18 protein-coding genes are annotated in these 20,906 nt (G+C 43.0%); all 18 read left to right on the forward strand.

Annotated features, from left to right (window positions below; all coding sequences use genetic code 11):
* Nucleotides 1–15 precede the first annotated feature (15 nt).
* The 18 genes from rplI (at nt 16) to carB (ending at nt 20,906) form a co-directional block, all read left to right on the forward strand.
* Nucleotides 16–459 carry a 50S ribosomal protein L9 gene (gene rplI / locus P9L93_04875; GenBank protein MDP8230421.1) on the forward strand — a complete coding sequence of 148 codons (444 nt, stop codon included), beginning with the start codon at nt 16–18 and terminating at the stop codon, nt 457–459.
* Between the two features lies 1 nt (nt 460).
* The gene (dnaB, locus tag P9L93_04880) at nt 461–1,816 is read left to right on the forward strand and encodes a replicative DNA helicase (protein ID MDP8230422.1); all 1,356 of its coding nucleotides are present in this window, start codon (nt 461–463) and stop codon (nt 1,814–1,816) included.
* Nucleotides 1,817–2,012: 196 nt separating this feature from the next.
* On the forward strand, nt 2,013–4,334 hold the full coding sequence (gene bamA, locus P9L93_04885) for an outer membrane protein assembly factor BamA (GenBank protein ID MDP8230423.1): 2,322 nt from the start codon (nt 2,013–2,015) through the stop codon (nt 4,332–4,334).
* Between the two features lie 16 nt (nt 4,335–4,350).
* Nucleotides 4,351–4,878: an OmpH family outer membrane protein gene (locus tag P9L93_04890; GenBank protein ID MDP8230424.1), complete on the forward strand. Its 528-nt coding sequence runs from the start codon at nt 4,351–4,353 to the stop codon at nt 4,876–4,878.
* Between the two features lie 10 nt (nt 4,879–4,888).
* Nucleotides 4,889–5,923 carry a UDP-3-O-(3-hydroxymyristoyl)glucosamine N-acyltransferase gene (lpxD, locus tag P9L93_04895; protein MDP8230425.1) on the forward strand — a complete coding sequence of 345 codons (1,035 nt, stop codon included), beginning with the start codon at nt 4,889–4,891 and terminating at the stop codon, nt 5,921–5,923.
* 87 nt (nt 5,924–6,010) lie between these two features.
* The gene (locus P9L93_04900) at nt 6,011–7,324 is read left to right on the forward strand and encodes a bifunctional UDP-3-O-[3-hydroxymyristoyl] N-acetylglucosamine deacetylase/3-hydroxyacyl-ACP dehydratase (protein MDP8230426.1); all 1,314 of its coding nucleotides are present in this window, start codon (nt 6,011–6,013) and stop codon (nt 7,322–7,324) included.
* 21 nt (nt 7,325–7,345) lie between these two features.
* A complete protein-coding gene (gene lpxA / locus P9L93_04905) occupies nt 7,346–8,143 on the forward strand; it encodes an acyl-ACP--UDP-N-acetylglucosamine O-acyltransferase (protein ID MDP8230427.1) in 798 nt (265 codons plus the stop codon).
* A complete protein-coding gene (gene lpxI / locus P9L93_04910; GenBank protein ID MDP8230428.1) occupies nt 8,115–8,915 on the forward strand; it encodes a UDP-2,3-diacylglucosamine diphosphatase LpxI in 801 nt (266 codons plus the stop codon). The genes lpxA and lpxI overlap by 29 nt, the downstream gene beginning before the upstream one ends.
* Nucleotides 8,912–9,619, forward strand: a complete 708-nt coding sequence (locus P9L93_04915) for a GAF and ANTAR domain-containing protein (protein MDP8230429.1) — start codon at nt 8,912–8,914, stop codon at nt 9,617–9,619. The genes lpxI and P9L93_04915 overlap by 4 nt, the downstream gene beginning before the upstream one ends.
* Nucleotides 9,616–10,002 (forward strand): preQ(1) synthase, encoded by a 387-nt coding sequence (queF, locus tag P9L93_04920; protein MDP8230430.1) that lies wholly within the window; start codon nt 9,616–9,618, stop codon nt 10,000–10,002. Before P9L93_04915 ends, queF begins: the two co-directional genes overlap by 4 nt.
* Before the next feature lie 2 nt (nt 10,003–10,004).
* Nucleotides 10,005–11,336 carry a glutamine synthetase family protein gene (locus P9L93_04925; protein ID MDP8230431.1) on the forward strand — a complete coding sequence of 444 codons (1,332 nt, stop codon included), beginning with the start codon at nt 10,005–10,007 and terminating at the stop codon, nt 11,334–11,336.
* A gap of 9 nt (nt 11,337–11,345) precedes the next feature.
* Nucleotides 11,346–12,026, forward strand: coding sequence for a DUF3108 domain-containing protein (locus P9L93_04930; GenBank protein ID MDP8230432.1), 681 nt, complete (start codon nt 11,346–11,348; stop codon nt 12,024–12,026).
* A 309-nt stretch (nt 12,027–12,335) separates the two neighbouring features.
* Nucleotides 12,336–13,019, forward strand: coding sequence for a hypothetical protein (locus P9L93_04935; GenBank protein ID MDP8230433.1), 684 nt, complete (start codon nt 12,336–12,338; stop codon nt 13,017–13,019).
* A 478-nt stretch (nt 13,020–13,497) separates the two neighbouring features.
* Nucleotides 13,498–13,896 carry a hypothetical protein gene (locus P9L93_04940; GenBank protein ID MDP8230434.1) on the forward strand — a complete coding sequence of 133 codons (399 nt, stop codon included), beginning with the start codon at nt 13,498–13,500 and terminating at the stop codon, nt 13,894–13,896.
* 21 nt (nt 13,897–13,917) lie between these two features.
* On the forward strand, nt 13,918–15,606 hold the full coding sequence (locus tag P9L93_04945; protein MDP8230435.1) for a cation:proton antiporter: 1,689 nt from the start codon (nt 13,918–13,920) through the stop codon (nt 15,604–15,606).
* Nucleotides 15,607–15,620: 14 nt separating this feature from the next.
* Nucleotides 15,621–15,980, forward strand: a complete 360-nt coding sequence (locus tag P9L93_04950) for a hypothetical protein (GenBank protein ID MDP8230436.1) — start codon at nt 15,621–15,623, stop codon at nt 15,978–15,980.
* A gap of 241 nt (nt 15,981–16,221) precedes the next feature.
* The gene (gene gdhA, locus P9L93_04955; protein ID MDP8230437.1) at nt 16,222–17,559 is read left to right on the forward strand and encodes an NADP-specific glutamate dehydrogenase; all 1,338 of its coding nucleotides are present in this window, start codon (nt 16,222–16,224) and stop codon (nt 17,557–17,559) included.
* Nucleotides 17,560–17,702: 143 nt separating this feature from the next.
* Complete coding sequence (gene carB / locus P9L93_04960) at nt 17,703–20,906, forward strand: carbamoyl-phosphate synthase large subunit (GenBank protein MDP8230438.1); 3,204 nt, start codon at nt 17,703–17,705, stop codon at nt 20,904–20,906.

Consider the following 20,906-nt stretch of genomic DNA (forward strand, 5'->3'; position numbering starts at 1 on the left):
AGGGGGATTTAAAACATGAAAGTAATACTGATAGAAGATGTCCAGAAGCTAGGGGTAATGGGTGAGGTGATCCAAGTCAAAGAAGGCTATGCCAGGAATTTTCTTTTTCCAAAGGATCTGGCAAAGCCGGCAACAGGCTCAAATATGAAGATAATAGATGAGATAAAGAAAAAGAAGATACAGGCCCTTACGAAAGAGAAAAAAGAAGCAGAGGAACTCAAAGAAAAACTTTCACATGTCTCTTGCACTGTCTCTGTTGAGGCAGGGGATGATGATAGGCTTTTTGGAAGCGTGACCACGCAAGATATCTCAAAGGCCTTTGAGGAGGCAGGACTTTCTCTGGACAAGCGAAAGATAATCCTTGAAGAACCAATAAAGAAACTCGGCGTCTATCACATTACTGTAAAGATCCATCCCGAAGTCACGGGAGCGGTGAAGGTGTGGGTGGTGAAAAAATAATATGGACAAGATAGATATGCAATTAGAAAAAATGCCGCCGCAGAATTTAGAGGCGGAAATGGCAGCGTTGGGTTCTATGCTCATAGAAGAAAACGCCATTGCTGACGCCATAGATATCCTGGATGCGAGCTGCTTTTACAATGATGCGAATCGTAAGATCTTCGAATGCATGTTGCAGCTATACAGTAGCGGCAAGGCAGTTGACATAGTCACATTAATAGAGGAATTAAAAAAGACAGAAGACCTTGAGAGAATAGGCGGCGCTACTTATATAACAGGCCTTACTACAGTAGTGCCGACAGCCGCGAATGTGAAGCACTATGGCAGCATTGTAAGAGAAAAGAGCATACTGCGCAATCTGATATCTGTTTCTACGAATATTATCTCTGAAAGCTATGACGCGCAGGGCGATGTGCGAAAGATCCTGGACAGGGCAGAGCGTACCATATTCGAGATCTCTTCCAGGAAGATGGATACGCATTTTTCTCCGATAAAAGAGGTAATAAAAGATAGCATCGAGACAATAGACAGGCTCTATCAGCAAAAGGCGCATGTAACTGGAGTCGCGACTGGCTTCAGTGATCTTGATGGTCTGACAGCAGGACTGCATCCTTCAGACCTGATCATCTTTGCAGGCCGCCCGTCAATGGGTAAGAGCGCGCTCGTTACTTCTATGGCAGAACACATTGGCCTGGTTGAGAAAAAGCCGATCGCGATCTTTAGCCTTGAGATGTCCAAGGAACAGCTGGCACAAAGGATGCTCTGTGCTCACGCGCGCGTAAACGCACATAGCGTGAGGACAGGATTCCTGTCCCAGTCTGACTGGCCGCGTCTTACAAGCGCTGCAGGTAAGCTTTCAGACGCGCCTATTTTTATAGACGATACTGCTGGACTTTCCGTACTTGAATTAAGGGCAAAGGCAAGGCGATTAAAATCCCAGCAAGACATACAGATAATAATAGTGGACTATCTTCAGCTAATGCAGGGGCTGCCAGGTTCTGAGAATAGACAGCAGGAGATCTCAGAGATCTCCAGATCTTTAAAGGCGCTTGCAAGAGAATTAAACGTACCACTAATAGCAGTGAGTCAGCTCTCAAGGGCAGTGGAGTCGCGACAGGACCACAGGCCCCAGCTTTCAGATCTGCGGGAATCAGGCGCCATAGAGCAGGATGCGGATCTGGTAGGACTTTTATTAAGAGAAGAATACTATAGCCCTACACCGGAGAACAGAGGCATAGCAGAGCTTATTATTGCAAAGCAGCGCAATGGCCCTGTGGGCACAGTAAAGCTCACTTTTATCAAGGATTATGCGAGATTTGAAAACCTCACCATGGTGGCTGAGGAAGTAGTGGAGTAGTAGAAATACTATGAAAAAATCCCAATACTACCAATACTACCAAATCCCCAATAAATCCCAATTTCAAAATCCCAAACATGGTTTTGGATTTGGGATTTTGGATTTATTTGGTAGTATTGGTATTTATTGGGATTTGGGATTTTCTCAAGGTAGATTGACATGTTAGTAGATATATGCTATATTCGTTAATAATATAATGATTAAAAAGACTTCTATAATACTCTTCGCGGTTTTATTTCTATTAGGGACATGTTTTTCTGTCTCTCTACTGGCCCAGGAAGAATCCTCTAAAAAAATTATTAAATATGTGGACGTAAAAAACAATAAAACTGTCTCAAGCGCAAAGATATTGGCTAAGCTAAAGACAAAAAGGGGAGATATATTTTTAGAAAAGGTGGTCAATGAAGACGTCAAGAGACTTTATCTCATGGGATATTTCAGTGATGTCAGCATTTCGATCGAAGAGGTCCAGGACGGCGTAGGCGTTATATTTACAGTCAAAGAAAAGCCGCCGCTCACATCCCTCAGGTTCATCGGCAATAAGAGATTCAAGGAAGAAAAGTTAAAGACAGTTATTAAGTCAAAATTGAATGAATTTGCAGATGAAAGAAAACTTAAGCAGGACGCGGACGCCATAGAAGACCTCTATAAGCGCGCAGGCTACCCGTGGGTTAAGGTTACATACGAGGTGGAGACTGCTGAGGATGTAAACGAAGGCATAGCTATTTTCAGGATAGATGAAAGTGTAAAGGCAGTTGTGAGAAAGATGAGCGTAATCGGGAATACCGCATTTAGCGATAAGCGTATATTAAAGGTCGTGAAGAGTCGGACATCCGGCATGTTCCGCTCAGGTGTTTATAAAAAAGATGTAGTGGATGATGACATGGAGCGGATCAAGAATTTTTATAGAAGTGAAGGGTTTTTGGATGTCGATACTAGCTACGAAGTGGTATCCAGGGAAAAGGGAAAGAAGAAATGGATCGAGCTGGTGATACGACTTGAAGAGGGAAGAAGGTACATTGCTGGCGATGTCAAGATAGTCGGCAATTCTATTTTTTCAGATGAACAGCTAAAGGCCCTTTTAAAAGTAAGACCAGCAGATGTATTTACAGAGATGGCCCTGCACGGTGAGGTAGCAGCTATCCAGGAATATTATTTTGATAAAGGCTATATAATGGCTAAGGTAAAGCCGGATACACTCTTGAATCTAAGTACAGACAGGGTGGATGTCGTCTACAATATCGTTGAGGGCGAGATCTGTTATGTAAATAAAGTCAATGTAAGAGGAAACACCAAGACAAAGGACATTGTGATCAGGAGAGAGTTAAGGCTTAATCCAGGCGATCAGTATGACGGTAAAAAGTTGCAGCGCAGTAAAGAACGTCTTTATAATCTTGGGTTTTTCGAGGACATAACATTTGACACAGAGGATACCGAAGTAGAAAACAAAAAAGACATGGTGGTAGAGGTAAAAGAGTCTAAGACAGGCGAGTTCAGTTTTGGAGGAGGCTTTTCTTCTGTAGATAAACTCATAGGCTTTATAGAAGTAGAGCAGAGGAATTTTGATATCTTGAATTTTCCGACATTTACAGGAGATGGCCAGGATCTTAAATTAAGGGCAGAGTTTGGCAGTGTGCGTAAAAATTATCTCCTGAGCTGGACTGAGCCGTGGATCTTTGATCGCCCTCTTAGTTTTGGATTTGATTTGTACGCCTCTGAGCGGAACAGAAGCGGATCTACAGGCTATGCCTATGATGAGGAAAAACAAGGAGGCGCTTTAAGGCTGGGCAAGGAATTCAACGAATACCTGAGGGGTGATTTTGTATACAGGCTCGAGACCGTTGATATATCTGATATATCTGCCACGGCGTCTCAGGAATTAAAAGATGAGCTGGGCGAAAAGACAGTCTCCAGTGTCTTGTTTCAGCTCACAAGAAATACCACGGATAATGCTTTTAATCCTACACAAGGCTATGTATTGACAGGCTATGTTGAAGTAGCTGGCGGCCTTATAGGAGGAGACAGGGACTTTGCAAAGTTTTTTGATTCTGGTAGCCACTATTCTAAAATAGGGCCTTTTGTCTTGGAGCTGAAGGCAAGAAGCGGTGTTGTCAGTTCATTTGGTGATTCAGGCAAGGTACCTATATATGAGCGCTTTTTTGCTGGCGGTACTTATAGTATACGCGGGTATAAAGAGCGTGACGTCGGGCCAAAAGATATTTCAGGAGATGCAATAGGAGGCGGGAGCATGTTTGTAGCCAATGCAGAGATGACACTCCCCATAGTGACCAATATAAAAGGCGCGTTGTTTGTTGATGCAGGCAATGTGTGGGCAAGACCTGACAGTAAACCGAAAAGCGGCACAGCTACAAGAGGACTAAAAGCAGGCGCAGGTGTTGGTGTTAGGATAAAGACTCCGATAGGGCCTGTTAAATTGGATTTCGGATATCCTTTAAATCCAGAAACATGGCAGGAAGATCAGCCTAGATTTCATTTTAGTATGAGTAGGGGGTTTTAATTAAGGAGGTTACGTAATGTTACGTAATGTTATGGAAGGTTATGGAAGGTTACTGGTTCTAAGTTTAGTCGCAGTGTTTCTGTTTGCAGGGCATGTGTTTGCGCAGGACGGCAAAATAGGCTTCGTAGATCTCTCTCGGTCATTTGATGAGTATCAGAAGACAAAAGATTTTGATAGGAATCTGGAAAAGACAGGGGATATCAAGCAGCAGCAGAGAGAGAAGCTGGTTAAAGATATAAGAAAGATGAGGGATGAGATCGAGCTCATGAATGAAAAGGCCAGACAGAAGAAAGAGGATGATATAGAGGCGAAGATAAAATCTCTTCAGGAGTTTGACCAGGATGCCAAGATGGAGCTTACAAAGGAAAGAGACGATATGGTGCGAGAGATCCTGAAAGAGATAAATACAGTGATAGAAGAATACGGAAAGACCCATGCGTATTCGATTATCTTAAACGACAGAGTTCTTTTATACGGACAAAAGACCCATGATGTGACAGACGAGATCATTGATTTGTTAAACAAAAATTACGAGCAGCAATAAGGACAGAGAGATGAAGAAGACATTGACCGAAATAGCCGCTATAGTCGACGGAGAGATCGTAGGCGACGAGAAAACAGTTGTGACTGGCATATGCGGCATAAAAGAGGCGCAGAAGGGTGACCTCACATTTATCGCAAATTCCAGGTATCTTTCGCTTATGAATCAGACAAAGGCATCCGCGATTATTACGTCCCGAGATGTGAAGTCAGCGCCCAAGCCTATCGTACGCACTGAAAATCCTTCTATAGCATTTGCCAAGATGGTCTCTCTTATGGCGCCCAATGAGGTAAAAAAGCCAAAAGGCATACACCCTACTGCTGTTATAGGAGAAAAGGTAAGAATCGGCAGGAACGTAGCTATACAGGCCTATGTTGTTATCGAAGATAATGTTGAAATAAAAGATAGTACTATTCTTTATGCAGGGGCATACGTGGGGCATCACGCAAAGATAGGGAAGAACTGCAAGATATATCCGTATGTTATAATCAGGGAACGCGTTGAGATAAACGATAGAGTAATCATACATGGAGGTACTGTTATAGGCAGTGATGGTTTTGGTTTTTCTACAGTCAAAGGCGTGCATCAGAGGATCCCCCAGATCGGTACTGTGGTGATAGAGGATGACGTAGAGATCGGGGCCAATGTCACGATAGACAGGGCGCGTTTCGAAAAAACTATTATAAAAAAAGGCACTAAGATAGATAATCTTGTCCAGATAGCTCATAATGTAATCGTCGGAGAACATTCTATAATAGTTTCCCAGAGTGGGATATCAGGGAGCGCAGTTATCGGGAACAATGTTACACTGGCAGGTCAGGCCGGGGTCATAGGGCATGTTACTGTTGGAGACAATGTAGTAATTGCCGCAAGAGCTGGCGTGACAAAGTCTATCCCTTCTAATGCCTGTGTTTCAGGCTATCCTGCGAAGCCACACACAGTTGCTAAGAGAATTAATGCATGTGTCCAGAACCTTCCGGATTTATACAAAAAGGTACGAGCATTAGAAGAAGAAATAGAAAAGTTTAAAGGCAAAGGCCGAGAATAGGCAGATTTCAATCTGCCTGTTTATGAAGGCTTTTGCGACCACTTTTGTAGGTCACACTTCAGTGTGACAATCCCTAACAGAGGATATATGGAACAGAAAACAATAAAAAAACCAATAGAGCTTAGTGGCGTCGGTCTTCATACAGGTGCTGAGGTACATCTTAAATTTAAACCTGCGCCTACGAATACAGGCATAAACTTCATAAGAGTAGACGTGAAAGATTCTCCTATGATAGGGGCGAATATCCACCATATGCTGGATCAGGATAAAAGCCCCAGGCGCACGTCCATTGGCAGAGGTTCAGTAGAGGTGCACACAATAGAACATCTAATGGCAGCATTATGGGCCATGGGCATAGATAATCTTCTTATTGAGATAGATGGTCCAGAGCTTCCAGGCCTGGATGGCAGCGCAATCGGTTTTATCGAGACACTGAAAAAGGTTGGCATAGAAAATCAGGACCTGCCAAAAAAGGTGTATCAGGTGCGTTCCCCTATCTGGATAGAGCAGGATGACGCCATAATCATGGTCTTGCCTGATAATCAATTCAGGGTATCCTATACATTGAATTACGAACACCCTCTTCTAAAGTCGCAGTATCTTTCTTTTGTGTTGGATGAAAATACTTTTGAAAAAGAACTGGCTTCTTCAAGGACCTTTTGTCTTGAGAGGGAGGTCAGTGATTTGAGGAAACAGGGGCTTGGCAAGGGCGCAAACTACGAGAATACCGTCGTGGTGGGCAAGAAAGGTGTTATAGATAATGATTTGAGGTTTGACGATGAATTCGCAAGGCATAAGATACTGGATTTATTGGGGGATTTATATCTATTGGGGTATGTGATAAAAGGTCATATAATAGCAATACGCAGTGGCCACCCTTTAAATATAAAGCTTGTTGATAAGATAAGCGCGCAGAGAGAAAAAATACAGGCTGGCGGCATAAAGGGCGTGTATGTTGAGACAGAAGGTAATGTTCTGGACTCCAGTGATATCCAAAAGATCCTGCCGCATCGCTATCCATTCTTGCTTGTCGATAAGATCATAGAGCTTGTGCCGGATAAAAAGGCAGTCGGGATCAAGAATGTCACAATGAACGAGCAATTCTTTACAGGGCATTTTCCAGGGACACCTGTTATGCCAGGCGTGTTGATTGTTGAGGCAATGGCGCAGGTGGCAGGCGTATTGATGTTGAATAAAAAAGAGAATGTTGGGAAAATGGCCTATTTTATGAGTTTGGATAAGGCAAAGTTCAGAAAGACAGTAGTGCCTGGAGACCAATTACGGCTCGAGGTAAACGTAGTTAAGCTAAAGTCAAAAATAGGCCATGTGCATACGCGCGCGCTTGTAGATGGCCAGGTCGTAAGCGAGGCAAATCTGATGTTTGCGCTCGTGGATGCGTAAGTTTCAGAAGACAGAGGTCAGATGACAATTCATCCGACAGCAATTATAGATAAAAAGGCGAAATTGGCCGACGATGTAGAAGTCGGCCCTTATGCTATTGTAGGTCCTTCAGTGGAAATAGGGAGTAAGACCACTATAGGAGGCCATGCGGTAGTTGATGGCAATACTACTATTGGCAAGGGCTGCTCTATTTTCACAGGCGCAGTAATAGGGAGCCCTCCTCAGGATCTTAAATATAAAGGCGCAAAGAGCTTTTTGAAGATAGGGGAGAATAATATTATCAGAGAATATGTAACTATGAATCCAAGCACAGATGAGGGAGGAGTTACATCTATAGGAGACGGAAATCTTTTCATGGCCTATTCTCATGTGGCGCATGATTGCAAGATCGGCAGCGACTGTGTTATCGCGAATTCAGGAACACTCGCAGGACACGTGACGCTGGAAGATAAAGTAGTGATAGGCGGACTCACTGCCATACATCAGTTTGTGCGCATAGGTAAGATGGCGATTATAGGCGGATGTTCAAAGGTAGTGCAGGATATTCCGCCTTTTTCTACTTGTGACGGGCATCCAGCAAGGGTGTATGCCTTGAACCTGGTGGGACTGAGGCGTTCAGGTGTGTCAAAGGATGCTCAAGCCTCGCTCAAAAAGGCCTTTAAGATCTTATTTCATTCCGGGCTTACATTTAAAACCGGCGCAGAGAAAGTAAAGCAGGAAATACCGAGCTGTGGAGAAGTGCAGTATCTATTGGATTTTATAAAAGGATCAAAGAGGGGCATGTGCAGGGGTGAAGAGAATAGGTCTAATAGCAGGTAATGGTGGTTTTCCAATACTTTTTGCGCAAGAGGCAAAGAAAAAAGGCGTAGAGGTAATTGCGATAGGCATAAATGAAGAGACAGCAAAAGAATTAGAAGGTCATGTCAGCAAGATATACTGGTTAGGCGTAGGAGAATTAGAAAAATTATTTCAGGTGTTGCTTACAGAGAAATTAAAAGAAGTTGTGATGGCAGGCCAGGTAAAGCATAAAAGGCTTTTTGAGAACATAAAGCTGGATACTGGCATGCAGAAGCTCCTGGCTGGCACAAAAGATAAAAAGACAGATTCGCTTATAGGGTCGATCGCAAAGAAATTAGAGCAGGCCGGGGTAAAGGTCTTGGACTCTACGACTTTTTTATCAGATTACCTTCCAAAAAAAGGTGTTCTAACAAAGAATAATCTCGATAAAAGGATTTTAGATGACATTGAATTTGGCAGGGGCATTGCCAAGTCCATTGCTGGCCTGGATATAGGCCAGACAGTAGTTGTGAAGGATAAGGTAGTCCTTGCAGTTGAGTCTATTGAGGGCACAGACGAGACAATAAAAAGGGCTGCGAAATATGGCAAGGACGGCATAGTGGTTATAAAGGTATCCAAACCAAATCAGGACATGAGATTCGACGTACCTATAATAGGGCCTGATACGATAAGCCTGTTAAAAGATGTAAAGGCAGCTTGCATATCAATAGAGGCGCAGAAGACACTCATCATAGATAAGGCTGAGACCATTAAACTTGCGGATCAATCAGACATAGGGATTGTGGCATCATGAGCTCTAAAAAATCTACAAAGAAATCAGACACAATAGGCGCGCTTTCAAAGATTAGCAAGGCCATATCCAGTGATTTATATTTAGAAGATATCTTAAAGCTTATCGTGACTGTAACAGCTGAGGTCATGAATTCCAGGATCTGTTCATTGATGCTTTTGGATGAGAAGGGACAAAATCTTGTCATAAGGGCCACGCAGACTATCAGCGAAGAATATATAAAAAAGCAGCCCCTGAAAAAAGGACAAGGCATTGCCTGGAAGGTGGTGCAGGAAAATAAACCAGTCACTGTACCTGATGTATTAAAGGAATCAGGTTATAAACATAAAGACATAGCAGAGAAAGAAGGCCTTGTATCACTATTGTGTGTACCAATGGCAGTTAAAAAAAGGGTTATAGGTGTCTTAAACTGTTACACCTCAAAGCCTCACAAGTTCTCAAAGATAGAAGTTAATATACTCACCAGCGTGGCAAATCAGGCAGCTGTTGCTATAGAGAATACGGAACTCATGGTAAGGACAAAAGTTATACAGGAAGAATTAGAGACACGCAAGGTCGTTGAAAAGGCAAAGGGCATACTGATGAGGAGCGAGGGCCTGACAGAAGAAGACGCATTCAGGACGATCCAGAAATACAGCATGGACCGCCGCAAGCCCATGAAAGAAGTCGCAGAAGCCATCATCATGATGCACGACTTAAGGAAATGACAAAATACGAAGGCTTACAGACAAAGGTTCGCAAGTTAAGAACACCTAAAATAGAGGTGTGGCGCAATCAGTATGCGGACAAGGATTATGTTGTGATGCTCGAGAATCCGGAATTTACATGTGTTTGCCCTAAGACAGGTTTGCCTGATTTTGCAAATATCACGATTCAGTATAAGCCTGATAAATGGTGCGTGGAACTCAAGTCCTTTAAGCTATACATGATTTCTTACAGGGATGTCGGCATATTCCACGAGCATGTAGTAAATAGGGTCATGGATGATCTTGTTGCATCATGCAAGCCAAGATGGCTGTATATTAAAGGTGAGTTCAATGTGCGCGGAGGAATCAAGACCACAGTTACATCAGAATATAAAAGGAGTTAATCATGACAATAAAAACCAAAAAAGACGTCTTAGCTGCAGTAAAAAAACACAATATTAAATTTATTAAACTCTGGTTCACTGATGTCCTGGGTTTCCAGAAGGGCATTGCTATAACTAAGAGAGAGCTTGCCAAGGCCATGGAAGATGGTATGGGATTTGACGGCTCATCCATCGAAGGATTTGCCCGTATAGAAGAAAGCGACATGGTGGCAATGCCTGACGCTTCTACATTCCAGCTGATCCCGTGGCGCACAGAAAAAGATGGTCTTTCTGCGCGGATGTTCTGTGACATTGTAAAGCCAAATGGCAAACCTTTTGAAGGAGATCCGCGATATATCTTGAAGAAAAATCTAAAAAAGGCCAAGGATATGGGTTTTACCTATTATATAGGGCCAGAGCTGGAATATTTTTATTTTGAAAATCCTAAAAACACGATTATTCTTGATAGGGGCGGATATTTTGACCTGACGCCTCTTGATGTGGCGCAGGATCTGAGGCGTGAAACAGTAGTCATGCTCGAGAAGATGGGTGTAAAGGTAGAATACTCTCATCACGAGGTTGCTACGTCCCAGCACGAGATAGACCTGAGGTATTGTGACGCGCTTACCATGGCAGACAATGTCATGACCTATCGCATGGTAGTAAAAGAAGTGGCGCGTCAGCACGGTAAATACGCTACTTTTATGCCAAAACCGATTTACGGCATAAACGGAAGCGGCATGCACGTGCATCAATCTCTTTTTAAGGGCTCAAAGAACGCGTTTTTCAGTAAAACCGATAAATCGCATCTTTCAGACACAGCAAAATATTTTATAGCCGGAATATTAAAACACGTTCCTGAGATGACAGCAGTGACGAATCAATGGGTGAACTCTTACAAAAGGCTTATACCTGGCTATGAGGCGCCTGTGTACATATGCTGGGCACAGATGAATCGCTCTGCGCTTGTGAGGGTGCCGATGTACAAGCCTGGTAAAGAAAAAGCAACCAGGGTAGAATTCCGTTCTCCTGACCCGGCAGCAAATCCATACCTTGCCCTTTCTGTTATGCTGGCAGCTGGTTTAGAAGGCATGAAAAAGAAGTACAAGCTTCCCAAGGCAGCAGAGGATAATATCTATCGGATGACAGAAAAAGAAAGAGAAAGATCTGGGATAGAGTCTTTGCCAGAAGACCTTTACGAGGCAATTAAGCTTACAGAAAAAAGTAAGCTCGTAAAAGAAGCCCTTGGCGAAAAATTATTCGAATACTTTATCCGCAATAAATATATGGAGTGGGACGAATACAAGGCCCAGGTGTCAAAGTACGAGATTGACAAGTACCTGCCAATACTCTAACAATACATTATGCGTAAAATAAGCATTGTAGTTATTCTGATAGTCTATTGCTGCGGGCTGGCCCATGCTGCGCCGCCTTTTGCCAAGGGTGAGAAGTTGACGTATAATGTGAAGTATAAGGCCTTGAAAGTAGGCACCTCTGTCCTTACTTTTCATGGTGAAAAAGATCTAGGCAATAAAAAGGCCTATCATATTACATTTTCTACAAAGATCCCCTCACTTAAGGACACCGAAGAGCTATACGCGGACAAGGAAACTTTCCTTCCGATAGAGGTGCACAGGACGATCAAGAAGAGGTTAGGATTTGGCGACAGGATAAAAGAGGTGTATGACCAGGAGAATTTCAGGGTGGATATTTCTTCAAAGAGCAAGCTGCGCAAAAAGAATTTTTCAATACAAAAGGATTCACCTATCCATAATGCGATACTCCTGGCGTATTACTATAGGACGCAGGATTCCTTTAATAAAGGCGATAAATTTAAGATTGCGCTACCCACGTTTGATTTTGAGGTCTCATTTACCGGCATAGAAGAGATAAAGACCCCTCTTGGAAAATTCCAGGCATATGCCTTTACAAGCGAACCACCCAGGTTCAGACTCTGGTTAAGCGCAGACGAAAAACGCATCCCCCTAAAAATCCACAACCCCTCTACCCTAGGCTATTCCCTAATAATAAAATCCATAGACTAACCCCCATTATCATTCCCGCCCCTTCATGTCATTCCCGCGAAAGCGGGAATCCAAATCGCTCTATCATTGCGAACGCAGTGAAGCAATCTCACTCCTGCCCCGCCAGGCTGGCAGGCCTTCAAAAAGACGCTCGGCCGCCCCAGCGAGGCGGCCTTCGCTCATTGTAATTTTTTGCTCGTCCCGCCCTTTTGACTTTGTCAAAAGGGCGGGACACCATGCCCGCAAAAAATTACGATGCTTTTTTCAGACCTACCAGCCCGCCGGGGCAGGAGCGAGATCCAGTTGAGATTAGTTGGGCAGGGGAGTATAATGATAAAAGACAACCTTGGACATTCCGACATAAGGACAACGCAGATATATTTACAGGCTGTTCCAAGGATAAAGAGTAAAGAGATAAAGAAGATTTTTGATAGGTGGAAGCAAAGGAAGGATAGGCGAAAAGTAGTTATGATAGAAGTACCCGAGTATCTAAAAAAATTATTAGAAATAGAAGAAAAGGTAAAGTTGAAAAGATACTGCAATGATATAATCGTAACACAGGAAGATTTTGTAAAATTAATAACCAATTGTTATAAAATTGGTTATCTTCACCAAATCAAACATCACGACTTTGTGTCTTCTCATCTTCATCCTTCAGAAAAAGAGAAAGACGCATTAGCTTCAGTTACAGTTGGAGAAAGAATTACAGGAGATGCTAAAAAGTTTATGAATAAAATTTCTCAAATCTTCAAAGAACGCAGATATCTTGTTGCCCATATATTTTTTAACGAAAAGAAATGGCATATGTTCTACTTTGACCAAAGAGACGCAGAAAGTCAAAGGAAAAACCATTGGAAAAAAGGGGCTCACATTCATTTCGTGAATTATTTATGGCCGCAGTATGATTTGAATAAATTATGGGAAATATTTGATATGGCTAATGCATCTGCCGGGGGTAAATTACATATCAAGTTTGAAGGGCAAGATTATGATAGAATTAATTCAACTATTTAAGAGGTTTGATGTATATAACCCTTGTATAACCCTTGTACCGTTTGCGAATTCTCCTACCAATGTGTCCCCAAGTTTATAACAGCTAAAAAGAAGGTCTGCGGAGCCCCATTCCAAATTCTAATCGATAAGCTATTTATTATTTGTAACTAATTGCGGACAATTCTAATGGATTGTTTGGTGATATTCAAGAATTTGGAACGGGGCAGGCGAATTGAAAATTTAGCCTGCGATGGATAAGTGGGGCGTGGGGTGTTCTGTGAGTGGGAGGATCCACACCGGGCGGAGGGGCCCGCGAACAGAATACCCCGCGCCCCACGATACGTGATAAAAGGTTACCCTTGAGCGAAGCCCCATACCAAAATCTTCGATTTGATACGGGGCAGGCAGACCTTCTTTTTAGCTGCTCCTGTAGCGTGAATTTCAGTTGCGATTTGTCTGGGTTATGGTAGCATAATGACAAGAGAGAAGGAGGAGTGAAATGGTAAAAAGATTAGGGGTGTTTGTTTTTATAGTTTTAGTAGCTAGTATGTTAAGCATGTTATGTTATGCTGAAGATCCTGGTATCTATGTGGCGGAACATTATAGGTACTTGACGGAGATCATCGAATGGAATATGGGTGATCCCAACAAGTGTGTTGAAAAGGCTAAGCGCTTCTTTGAAAGTATTGACAAAGAAGAATATGCGCGTAATTGGGAAGCGTCAATGAACAAGTTTCTTGGTGAAGAGCCATCTGAAGAATCCATGGAAAGCGAACCAGATAAATCTATGATGGAATATAATAATGCAATAGCACGTTTTATGCAGAAATATCCAGATCATGGCAGAAAGATACTGGAATTATCAATAGACATTATGGGCGAATCAAAAGCGAACTGACTGCTTTAGTTGGAGCAAGAGATGTTAGAATATATTAGTCATATTTTAGACAAGATTTCTTTTTATCACATTAATGTGCTGTTTCTTTTGGGCCTGGCGCTATTTGGGGGTACCATAGGCGGCCGTATTTTCCAGAAGATGCGAATTCCCCAGGTCGTAGGATACATAATAATCGGTATTTTAATAGGCCAGTCAGGATTAAAGATCGTTGGAGCGGATATCATAGAAGCACTGAGGCCATTTAATTATTTCGCGCTGGGGCTTATAGGTTTTATGGTAGGAGGCGAATTAAAGAAAGAGATATTTTCTAAATATGGAAAGCAGTTCAGCTATATCCTTCTCAGCGAAGGCATTGCGCCGTTTTTATTGGTAAGCATCGCTACAGGTATTATGGGGAGTTTTTTATTTGGGCCTTCGCCTTTTGTATGGGGGCTTGCGCTTCTTTTGGGAGCTATCTCATCCGCGACAGATCCAGCCACAACCACATCTGTACTTAAGGAATATAAAACACGAGGCCCTCTGACCACCACTATCTTAGGAATCGTTGCCCTGGACGATGGCCTGGCCCTATTATTGTTCGCGATCGCATCCAGCATAGCAGGTACTTTAATAGGCCATGGCGATGCAAGTACATGGATTTCAATCATCCACCCGTTTTATGAAATAGGCGGCGCTATTATTATAGGTATCTTATCAGGATTGGTTTTAGTAAAGATGCTCAGGAGATATTCAGAGAAAGAAAGGGTGCTTGCCTTTTGTATCTCTACAGTGCTTTTGGTAACTGGATTGTCAGTAGCGGCAAATGTAAGCATGCTTTTAGCTGTTATGACATTAGGCGTCATGGTTGTGAATCTCGCGCCTCGTAAGAGCAAAGAGGCCTTTAGCCTGGTAGAGAGTTTTACGCCGCCGATCTATGTCTTATTCTTTGTGCTTGTAGGCGCAAAACTGACGCTTGGCCATCTTACACCGTCTATTTTTCTCCTGGTCTTTGTATATCTTTTCTGCGGGATGTTCGGCAAGATGATAGGCGCTAGTATTGGCGCGCGTCTATCAAAGGCGCCAAAGACAGTTATAAAGTACCTTCCTTTTTCTCTTTTTAGCCAGGCAGGGGTTGCCATCGGGTTATCCATACTGGCTGCGCAGCATTTTCCAGGCCATATTGGCAATACCCTCGTAATTATCATAACGACCACTACTTTTGTGACACAGATCATAGGCCCTCCTTTTACTAAATTCGCAGCCATAAAATCAGGAGAGGCAGGGTTGAATATTACAGAAGAGGATATAATAAAGAGCTCAAAGGCAGAGGATTTTATGGATAAAAACCCGCCCATTATATATGAGAATATGCACCTGCAGGATATACTGCAGATCTTTAGCGAAAATGACAGTCTGTACTATCCCATGGTGGACAAAGAGAAAAGACTCCAGGGCATAATAACTGTTGAGGGCATAAAACAAACATTTTTGGAAACAGCTATGAGCGGCCTCATTCTAGCGCTGGATTTAATGGAGCCAGTAGTCGCGAAGACAACATGTGATACCCCCATGTCTGATATAATAGACCTCTTAAATAGATACAACCTCGAATATCTCCCTGTGGTGGATAAAGCAAACAAGATACAAGGCTTTATAGAACGCAAAAAGCTAAATAAATTCATATCTACTAAGATCATAGAACTGCAAAAACAAACTGATTCTCTTGGATAGATAGAAAGAACGAGATGAAAAGGTTTTTGTTGTATTTAATAAGATGGCAGCTTAGCACGCCTATACTTTGGCTGGTTGTAAGGCAGCTGGGCGCGGGCCTGTGGCAGACTATGGTGGCCAATCTGATTGGTGCTAGTATATTTTTCTGGGTTGATAAGTTTATATTTACCTCCAAAGCAGTAGAGATGTGGCATTTTAAGGAATTAGGCACCTGCGATGCCTGCGGCAAAGAGACTTCTCTATGGAGACTGGTATTAGCGCCCAAGTACGATAAAAGAGACTCTGAACCCAGATTCTTCTGCCTCGAATGTTCCAAAAAAAGAACAGACGAACTCAGGCAAAGGGGCATAAATATTAGGGGCAGAAGTAGATAAGGCTGCCAAATCCTCCCTTATTCTCCTAACTTTACACTTTTCTGACATACAGAAAAGTGTAAAGTTAGGTCTAGATTCAAAAGAAAAAGGAAATTTTTTCCTTGACTAAATACTCTATTTCGTAGATAATATATTATACAATTTGATACAAAGGTGTATCAAGCATGGATAGAATTAGGTCAGGACAAAGGTGTTCTAGGTAAAGAATAGGAACACCTTTTTTATTTTAAGGAGGATTATTATGCAGAAGAAAATTAAAGACTTTATGGAGCTGGTTGTAAAGAAGAATCCTGGCGAGATAGAATTTCACCAGGCAGTGCAGGAAGTTGTAGAGTCAGTAATGCCATTTATTGAAAAAAATCCCAAGTATCGGGATGCAAAGATACTCGAGAGGATCATTGAGCCAGAGAGAGTACTGATGTTCCGGGTACCATGGCAGGATGATAAGGGCGAGGTCCAGGTAAATAGAGGATTTCGCATAGAGATGAATAGTGCACTCGGCCCTTATAAAGGAGGCTTGAGGCTTCATCCGAGCGTATATATTGGGATCTTGAAGTTCCTGGCATTTGAGCAGGTGTTTAAGAACAGTTTGACCACGCTTCCTATGGGCGGCGGCAAAGGCGGTTCTGACTTTGACCCAAAGGGTAAGTCAGATAACGAGGTAATGAGATTCTGCCAGAGTTTTATGACAGAGCTGCAGCGCCATATCGGCCCAAACACAGATGTGCCAGCAGGAGATATAGGTGTAGGTGGTCGTGAGATAGGATTTATGTTCGGGCAGTACAAAAGGCTTCGCAATGAGTTTACAGGCATACTTACAGGCAAGGCCTTAAACTGGGGTGGAAGCTTGATAAGGCCAGAGGCAACGGGTTATGGCTGCGTATATTTTGCTGAAGAGATGTTAAAGACCAGGGGTGAATCTTTTAAAGGAAAGATCTGCGCTATTTCTGGTGCAGGCAATGTCGCGCAGTACACTGTTGAAAAACTTCTCCAGCTAGGCGCAAAGTCAGTCACGCTCTCAGACTCCGGCGGGTACATCTATGATCCAGATGGAATAAGCGAGCAGAAGTTAGAGTTTGTGATGAAGCTAAAGAATGTACGTCGTGGCAGGATCAAGGAATACGCCGCGAAGTACAATTGTAAATATGTTGAAGGCAAGCGGCCGTGGGAAGTGAAGTGCGATTGCGCATTTCCGTCTGCTACGCAGAATGAAATACACGAGTCCGATGCTAAGCACCTTGTTAAAAATGGTTGCATGCTGGTTGCAGAGGGCGCGAACATGCCTACTGCGCCAGAAGCAATAAAGGTATTCCAGAAGGCAAAGATCCTGTATGGACCTGGCAAGGCATCAAATGCAGGAGGCGTTGCCACGAGTGGTTTAGAGATGTCGCAGAATAGCTTGAGGCTATCCTGGACAAGGGAAGAAGTGGACGGTAGACTGCATGATATAATGATCAAGATCCACGAAACTTGTGTTAAATACGGAAAACAAGGAAATGTTGTTGACTATGTAAAAGGCGCAAACCTTGGGGGTTTTGTAAAAGTAGCTGATGCAATGCTGGATCAGGGTTTGGTCTAAAACATTACACTAAAGTATAATGTATGTGCTTAATATGCGATTTGCAATGGGGCGTTCTGAATAAGGGCGCCCCTTTCGCTTTTTTAGGCATTTACTCGGAACGTGCTTCGTGCTATAATGGGCCGTTAAAAAGGGGGTAAGTTGTGCCAAAGATCCAAGACATCAACAAGGTGCTGATTATAGGTTCTGGCCCGATCGTGATAGGCCAGGCGTGCGAGTTTGACTATTCAGGGACACAGGCGTGCAAAGCATTGCGCGCTGCAGGATATAAGATCGTGCTTGTAAACTCTAACCCAGCTACAATTATGACAGATCCTGGAATGGCTGATGTCACCTATATAGAGCCGCTTAACGTTGAAAGAATTACCAGTATTATTGAAAAGGAAAGGCCAGACGCGCTTTTACCAAATCTTGGCGGGCAGACCGGGCTGAACCTATCCAGCGAGCTATCAAAAAAAGGCATTCTTAAGAAATTCGGCTGTAGGATCATAGGCGTGCAGCCAGATGCTATTGAGAGGGGCGAGGATAGGCTAGCATTTAAAGAGACAATGAAAAAGCTGGGCATCCCCATGCCAAAGAGTGAGCTTGCATATTCTGTTACAGAGGCTAAAAAAATTGCTCATAGTCTAGGTTATCCTATTATTATCAGGCCTGCATATACCATGGGCGGGACAGGTGGTGGAGCAGTATTTAATGACGAAGAACTTGAGGTAATAGCTGCAAGAGGCATATCAGTGAGTCTCATTGGTCAGATCCTTGTTGAGGAGTCTGTTCTTGGCTGGGAAGAGTTAGAGCTTGAGGTAGTAAGGGATAGAGAGTCGAATAAGATCACAGTTTGTTTTATAGAAAATATTGACCCAATGGGCGTTCATACAGGAGATTCTTTTTGCTCTGCCCCTATGCTCACAGTGGAAAAAGAGATACAAAAGAAGCTTCAGGATTATTCCTATAAGATAGTTGATGCGATCGGCGTTATTGGCGGCACAAATGTTCAGTTTGCGCGAAAACCTAAAGACGATAGAGTGGTTGTAATAGAGATCAACCCAAGAACATCGCGTTCATCAGCCTTGGCAAGTAAGGCAACAGGTTTTCCGATCGCGCTTGTATCATCCATGCTCGCAGGCGGGGATCTTTTAAGAGATATCCCTTACTGGCGCGACGGCACACTGGATAAATATACTCCTTCAGGAGATTATGTGGTAATAAAATTTGCGCGCTGGGCGTTTGAAAAATTCAAGGGCATAAAAGACCAGCTTGGCACGCAGATGAGGGCTGTGGGCGAGGTAATGAGTATTGGCAAGACGTATAAAGAGGCATTTCAAAAGGCAATAAGGAGTCTTGAGAGAAAACGCTATGGTCTTGGTTTTGCTAAAAATTTCAACGAGCTTTCCCTGGATGAATTAAGAAAGCTTCTTGCGTATCCCACGTCTGAAAGACAGTTTATTATGTATGAGGCGCTTAGAAAAGGCGCGAGCGTGGATGAGCTATATGATAAGACATGCATACATAGATATTTTATCACGCAGATGAAAGAGCTTGTGGAGTTAGAAGAAGAGATTCTGAAATATAAAAGTAAGAAGCTCCCGGATGATATGCTCATAAAGGCAAAGGAAGATGGTTTTTCAGATAAATACCTGAGCCAGATTTTAGGTGTTAGTGAGAAAGAGATTCGCGAGAGACGTCTTAAGCTTGGCAAGACAGAGGCATGGCATGCGGTTCCTGTGAGCGGCGCAGAAAATGCAGCTTATTATTATTCGACTTACAGGGCGCCGGATAAGGTCAGTGTATCGTCTAATAAAAAGATAATGATACTCGGTGGCGGGCCAAATAGGATCGGCCAGGGGATAGAGTTTGATTATTGCTGCTGTCATGCTGCATTTGCGCTCAGGGATCTGGGCTACGAGAGCATAATGGTCAATTGTAACCCTGAGACAGTTTCAACAGACTATGATACATCCGATAAACTTTATTTTGAGCCTTTGACTGTCGAAGATGTATTGAGTATTTACAATAAAGAGAAGCCAGAAGGTGTGATCGTGCAGTTCGGCGGACAGACACCTCTTAATATTGCAAAAGAATTAGAGGATGCAGGTGTAAAAATACTTGGCACCTCTGTTGAAAGCATTGATCTTGCAGAGGATAGAGAGAATTTTGCTAAGGTAATGAAGAAGATGGATATTCCACAGCCAGAGAGTGGCATGGCGAGTACGCTCGAGCAGGCTTTGAAGATTGCAGAGAGAATTGGATACCCGCTTGTTGTAAGGCCTTCATATGTCTTGGGTGGAAGAGGCATGGAGATTGTCTATGATGAGGAGATGCTAAGAGATTATGTAAAGGCAGCAGTTGATGTATCTCCTGACAGGCCGATTCTCATAGATAAGTTCTTAGAAGATGCTGTAGAGGTAGAGGCAGATGCTATTTCAGACGGAGAGGATGTGTATATTCCGTCGATTATGGAGCACATAGAAGAGGCAGGCATACATTCTGGAGACTCAGCCTGCGTTATTCCTCCAAAGACAATACCTAAAAAACACATAGATACTATCTCTAGCTACACGCAAAAGATCGCGCAAAAGTTAAAGGTCGTGGGCCTTATGAATATACAATATGCGATTGCAAAGGATAAGGTCTATGTCCTGGAGGCAAATCCCAGGGCGTCAAGGACTGTTCCTATAGTATCAAAAGTAGCTGGTATTTCCATGGCGAGGATAGCGACAGAGGTTATGCTTGGCAAGAAAATAAAGGACATGAATCTTAAGCCAAAGAAATACAAGCACTATGGCGTAAAAGAGGCTGTGTTCCCATTTTACATGTTTCAGGAAGTGGATCCCGTACTGGGTCCTGAGATGCGTTCTACAGGAGAGGTCATGGGCCTTGCTGATTCAGCAGGACTGGCGTATTTCAAAGCGCAAGAGGCAGCTGGCTTAAGACTTCCTACAGAAGGCACAGTACTTGTGACAGTCGCTGATAAGGATAAGAAGAAAAACATTGCTACGGCAGTAAAAAAACTAAAGGAACTTGGCCTTAAAGTAGTGACAACAGAAGGCACAAAGAAATTTTTGGCCAAACACGGTATTGAAGCAGAACTTATTAAAAAGACACATGAGGGAAGACCGAATATCATAGATGCTATTAACAATAAAGAGATAAAGCTTATTATCAATACGCCTGCTGGAAAGACCGCGGCATATGATGATTCGTATATTCGTAAGAATGCGATCAAGCATAAGATCCCGTATATCACGACACCAGCGGCAGCTGTTGCAGTAGCGGATGGCATAAAGTCTTATCTTGAGAACAAGGGCGATGTAAAATCGCTGCAGCAATATCATTCGGAAATAACATAA

This window comes from Candidatus Gorgyraea atricola, assembly GCA_030765235.1.
GTDB lineage: Bacteria > Omnitrophota > Gorgyraeia > Gorgyraeales > Gorgyraeaceae > Gorgyraea > Gorgyraea atricola.